Annotated in this window: 6 protein-coding genes and 1 pseudogene; 4 read left to right on the top strand and 3 right to left on the bottom strand. The window is 63.3% G+C overall.

What is annotated here, in order from left to right; translation table 11 throughout:
* From ACIBVP_RS45685 to ACIBVP_RS45675, 3 genes and pseudogenes are all read left to right on the top strand, one after another.
* A pseudogene (locus ACIBVP_RS45685) lies at nucleotides 1-168 on the top strand (SPFH domain-containing protein); the annotation flags it as partial.
* 633 nt (nucleotides 169-801) lie between these two features.
* A complete protein-coding gene (locus ACIBVP_RS45680; protein ID WP_396112820.1) occupies nucleotides 802-1,179 on the top strand; it encodes an STAS domain-containing protein in 378 nt (125 codons plus the stop codon).
* 677 nt (nucleotides 1,180-1,856) lie between these two features.
* Entirely contained in the window at nucleotides 1,857-2,270 is a 414-nt protein-coding gene (locus tag ACIBVP_RS45675; protein ID WP_396112819.1) for an STAS domain-containing protein, read from the top strand.
* Nucleotides 2,271-2,479: 209 nt separating this feature from the next.
* Here the strand turns inward: ACIBVP_RS45675 and ACIBVP_RS45670 are convergent, their stop codons facing one another.
* The 3 genes from ACIBVP_RS45670 to ACIBVP_RS45660 all read right to left on the bottom strand — a co-directional run bounded on the left by ACIBVP_RS45670 (nucleotide 2,480) and on the right by ACIBVP_RS45660 (nucleotide 3,943).
* Nucleotides 2,480-3,208: a dienelactone hydrolase family protein gene (locus tag ACIBVP_RS45670; RefSeq protein WP_396112818.1), complete on the bottom strand. Its 729-nt coding sequence runs from the start codon at nucleotides 3,206-3,208 to the stop codon at nucleotides 2,480-2,482.
* 228 nt (nucleotides 3,209-3,436) lie between these two features.
* Entirely contained in the window at nucleotides 3,437-3,697 is a 261-nt protein-coding gene (locus tag ACIBVP_RS45665) for a hypothetical protein (protein WP_396112817.1), read from the bottom strand.
* Between the two features lie 78 nt (nucleotides 3,698-3,775).
* Entirely contained in the window at nucleotides 3,776-3,943 is a 168-nt protein-coding gene (locus ACIBVP_RS45660; protein WP_396112816.1) for a hypothetical protein, read from the bottom strand.
* Nucleotides 3,944-4,255: 312 nt separating this feature from the next.
* Between ACIBVP_RS45660 and ACIBVP_RS45655 the strand changes: the two genes are divergently transcribed.
* Nucleotides 4,256-4,726: an STAS domain-containing protein gene (locus ACIBVP_RS45655; protein WP_396112815.1), complete on the top strand. Its 471-nt coding sequence runs from the start codon at nucleotides 4,256-4,258 to the stop codon at nucleotides 4,724-4,726.
* Nucleotides 4,727-4,918 lie beyond the last annotated feature (192 nt).

Below are 4,918 nucleotides of genomic sequence, written 5' to 3'. Positions count from 1 at the left end.
CCAGTACGAGCGTGGTGTCGTATTCCGGTTCGGGCGGGTGCGCGAGGCGGTCCGCGGCCCGGGCTGACGGTGGTCCCCGTTGTCGACCGGCTGCGCAAGGTCAGCATGCAGGTGATCACGATGCCGGTGCCCGCCCAGGACGGCATCACACGAGACAACATCACCGTGCTTACCGGACACGCCGCACGTCATCCATCCGCGCGAGTGCACACCGAGGTCCTGTCCGGTGCGCGGGGGTGACGTTGGCGGGCGGTCGCGGACGGTGCGGAACTGCTTGTTGTAGGGATGCACAAGCGACGCGACATCACGGCACCGTTGGTGACGCGAGCGACCAGGAACGCCGCTCTACACAACGCCACCTGCTCTGTGGCCGTCATCTGACCGAAATCCCGGCAACCAAGTTCTTCTCCACCAGCGCCTCGAATCGCTCGTGGAAGGTGATGGATGCCAGGAAGCACCAAATTCAAACACCGGGATTGTCTTCCGCGGCGGCGGATCGCGTCGTCGAACTGGAAATCCTTCCGGGCACCGGGCCCCTGGCACGCAAAGTAGCGGCTGCGGGCCCCTGGTTGCTGCCCCGGCTTCATCGAGACAGTGCCCGCCCCGGTTCCGGCAGATGTCCATGGCGGACGGCACAGCGGTGTTGACCAGGCGGATATTGACGAGCGGTCGGCCGTGCGTCTCCACGTTTTGGAACTGACTGCCCGATGTGACCGTCCCACGTCCCGGAATGGATCAATCGGAACCGTTCTGACCTGGGAGTAAACCCAATTCCCGCCGGACTCCTGTACGGTCGTCCGGGTGACAGAGCAACCTGACACCGACCCGCACAGCCGCCTGGCCATAACCCGGCGGACGGTCCGCCGCACGGTCCTTGTCGAGGTGACAGGGGAGGTCGATCTGGACACCGCACCCGACTTGCAAACCGCGCTCGTCATCGCGCTCCGCGAAGCGGGAGACGGTGGCTGCGTCGCCGACCTCACCGGCGTGTCCTTCCTGGGCTCGGCAGGTCTCACCGCGCTGCTCAACGCCACGCAGGAAGCAGAACAACGACGCGAGCCCCTCCGGATCGTCGTCGACTCCAACCGGCCGGTGGTCCGACCGATCGAGATCACGGGTCTGGACCAGATACTGCGCTTGTACGACTCGGTCGAGCAAGCGCTACGCCCCAGCCGATAGCGTGTGGAAGCGGCAGTTGGGGTACCAGGTCAATCCACCCAACCAGATCCGCACACAACGTTCGAACATTCCAAGACCTAGAGAGTACGTGCACTTCTTTCATCCTGTCCACGACCACTGCCAATCATCCAAACCGACTGCCCGGTTTCGCTGACCGTAAAGTAGGCGCCCTAGACAACAGTCTCCAGGTCGCGTTCACGTTTCAGCCACATCGAGCACCGCAGGCAACTCGGCTCAACCGCCGTTTCGATAGGTGCGCTCACACGATTACGCATTGACACGAGGGCGCTCGGCGGCCCATTGGTCCATGCGGGTGTATGTTTCTCCGGTCGAGTGCGATTCCTCGCAGATCGTGTTTTACTCACGTAGCTCACTACGCAGCGAGGACCGGTTCAGACACGAATGAGGAACTCGACGCTACAGTGGGCGCATGGTCAGTTCGGTGCATGAGAAGATTGACCGCGCGGGGAGAAACGGGAGCAACGCGCGGATATCTCTCCCCGAGTCGATCACCAGATCTGGCCACGGCCGGAGGCGGACGGACCTTGCAGAAACGGGCTGCCATCTCCCCCGCCTCCGGCCACCCGGCAGTATTTGGAGTGTTTCCTCGACGGCACGGTTGCGATGATCAGAAGCCAGCCATCCGTCGATGATTTCGTGGGCGGCACCAGATTCTCATGTCCCTGAGCGTTTGCATCGAACACATCGGCAGTCATCTGCTCGTACACGTTGGCGGGGACGTAGACCTCGAGAACGCAGCGAAGCTCACGGACACACTGGTCGCCGCCGCCTCAGCGCCAAACAACACCGGGATGATCATCGATCTCGCCGCCACCACGTTCTTCGGGGCATCCGGACTGACCGCGCTGGTCACCGTCGCCAACCGCGGACACGACGACGGCTTCCCAGTCGCAGTGACAGCCCCACGTCACAGCATCGTCCGTCGCGTGATCACGCTTACCTCACTCACCGATATCCTCCCCTTCACCGACACTGTCCGGGACGCCCAAGTCCTTTTGGATTTGATCCAACTGACGAACATGCCCACGAAGGAACGCTCACGTCTCCACCATCGGGATTCGACGGGGTGAGAAACCCGCAATCCGATAGTGCGGTCGAATTCACCCGCACTCACCTCACCGCCACGCGTCGCCAGAAGAACCACAATCACAGGCCCAGGGCCAAGGAGGCCAGCACGGTGCAACGGACCGTGGTTTTAGGAGCTCGGCATTCTCGAGCTACGCTCGAGACACCTCTTCCTGACTTGTCAGGCGTTCACCGGGAGGCTGCCGTCTGACCCTTATGCCTCGACTCGAAGGTACCTGTCGAAGAACGCGATGATGCGGTGTCGAGCATCCTCGCTCGCAGCGTGGTCGTAACGAGTTCCGGACACGAGCGCCAGCAACCGCAACAGCGGCGTGGAGTCGGCCGGATCGTGGTCGTTCATGAACCCATGGCCGACGCCAGGGTAGATCTTCACGTCGTGGTCGACGTCCAGCGCGGTCAGAACCCGTTCCAGCCGTTCACCAGCCCGGCGTCCCATCGGCGAGCCGTCATTGCCACCGAAGCTGCCCACGATCGGGCACGCGTCGTTCAGCCACGCCTCCGCGTCGGCCGGACACCCACCGTAGTTGACACTGGCGGCGGAGAAGCCACGCCCAGGAGCCAGCGCGAGCGCATAACCGCCGCCCATGCAGAAGCCAATCACCCCGACGATTGCCGTGCACCCCTCGAATCGCGCGGCCCAGGCGCGGGCGGCCTCGATGTCATCGAACGTACGCCCGCGCCGCGCACCGATGTCACGCATGATCGTGCGCAAGCAACCAAGCCGGCTGCCCCAATAGTACAGGTCAGGAGCTACTGCAAGGTATCCTTCGCCGGCCAGCCAATCCGCTTGAGCGCGCAAATCCTGACTCATGCCCGTGAAATCGTGGATCACGACCACCGCGGGCCACGGCGGAGCGGCGGGCGGCACAGCCACGTAGGCCGGCATCTGTCCCCGCGCCGTCCGGATCCGCACACCCGTCATGCAAAGGTCCTCCGGTCGTCGAGTCTGCAACGGATCCTTCACAGTGGCAAGGTGTCGTGGCGGCGCAGCGAGACCGGTATTCGCCTTCTCACGCAACCGTGCGGCGTATGCCGAGGTCCGAAGCGACGGCGGGGACGAACATCCATCCTGGCGACAGTGGCATCGATGACTCGCGGCGGTCCGCCGTTCCATGCCGCAGCCCCGCCTGACGTTCGAGGCGGTGTCCGGCTACGCGAGTGCTACCCAGTCCGGGTGTTCCAGCACGACCGAGTGGTCCTGCTCGATGCGGGAGACGATCTCGTCACGCGGCCCTGCCAGCCACGCGTCGCTGCTGTAGAATCGCTCCTCTAGCTCCTGGTGCTGGGCCAGTGAGTCGAAAGCCCGCACGAGCAGCGCCTCCTCGTGGCCGTCCTCGGCAACCGCGGATCGCGCGACATCGACGACCCGTATCCCGGCAGCGCGCAGCAACGGCACCACTATCTCGCGCATGATGCGGACGATCGGCAAGGTGGTGCGCGACCTGGATGCCCGTCAGGCGCCGACGGTGTCCCGAGCTTACGTTGGCTACTACTCCACCAACCTCACCTGTCGACCTCGTGGATATTCCACCAGCTCTCGTTCCGGGTCGGTGGTGAAGATTCCCACCACGTCGAGACGCAGCTCGACAGCAGCCACCTGCAGCATCCAGCCCAGGCCAGGCGCCAGTTCGTGCCAGAACCAGAGCCCTTCGGTCAACTCTTCGACTGGAAGAACTGAATTGTGTCGCACGACGTTGAAGGCTAGCTTCGATGGAAGATCAACTCCAACAGACACCCTGACAAACGACAGCCCCCCATTAGTCCAAGCGGGTGGATATTCGTCCTGTTGAGCGCGACTCGGGGACGTTCATGTTTTACTCGCGTGGCTTGCGTGCAACGTTGGGACGATGCAACATCGTCACCGCGGTGAACGTTTGGCCAGTTGCGCACATGAGACGGTGTAATCAGGTCACGACGATCAGAAAACCATCCATACTACGGGACAATTCGTGAGCGGCATCAGATTCCCATGACATTGGACATTCATATCGAACAAGTCGACGAACATCTGATGGCGTGCGTTGCCGGAGCCGTCGATGTGGCATCGACCCCACTGTTCACACGCGCGCTGGCCGACGCCGCCACATTGCTGCCGCATACCACTGGGATGGTCGTCGACCTCAGAGACACCACGTTCTTCGGAGCGTCCGGACTGTCGGCTCTGGCCCGCGTAGCCAGTCACGGGATCCACACGGGATTTTCCCTCGTGGTGATCACCACGCGTGACAACTTCGTCCGGCGTGTCATCACGCTCGAGGCACTCACGGAGATCCTCCCCGTCGCCGATACCGTTGTGGGTGCCCAGCGCGTTCTGCGAGCGCGTCAGGGTGCGCTACGCATGATCCCCGCTCCTGCGCAAGGTCCACTCAGATCGTCAGACCGACGATCACGAACAGTGCCGAGGACCCCGCGGAATCCTTACGACGTGCCGCATCAGTGACCTCCGACCAACGCGTTTCAGCGTGTACTCATGCCCTGCGCCGCCGAGTCAGTTGGGTTCGGCCGGTTTGCCATGGTCTGTCTCGGGCTGTTCCATGGCCTCGCCCAGCTTCTCCGAGGGCGCGGGCGGCTGCTCGTCGGTGTGCCCACCCCACGGCCCGACGTACTTGTGCGCCCGCACCTCCTCGACCAT

The organism is Actinophytocola sp. NPDC049390 (genome assembly GCF_044466355.1).
GTDB lineage: Bacteria > Actinomycetota > Actinomycetes > Mycobacteriales > Pseudonocardiaceae > Actinophytocola.
Note: the sequence above shows the minus strand (reverse complement) of the source record. Positions and strands in the feature narration are given on the sequence as shown.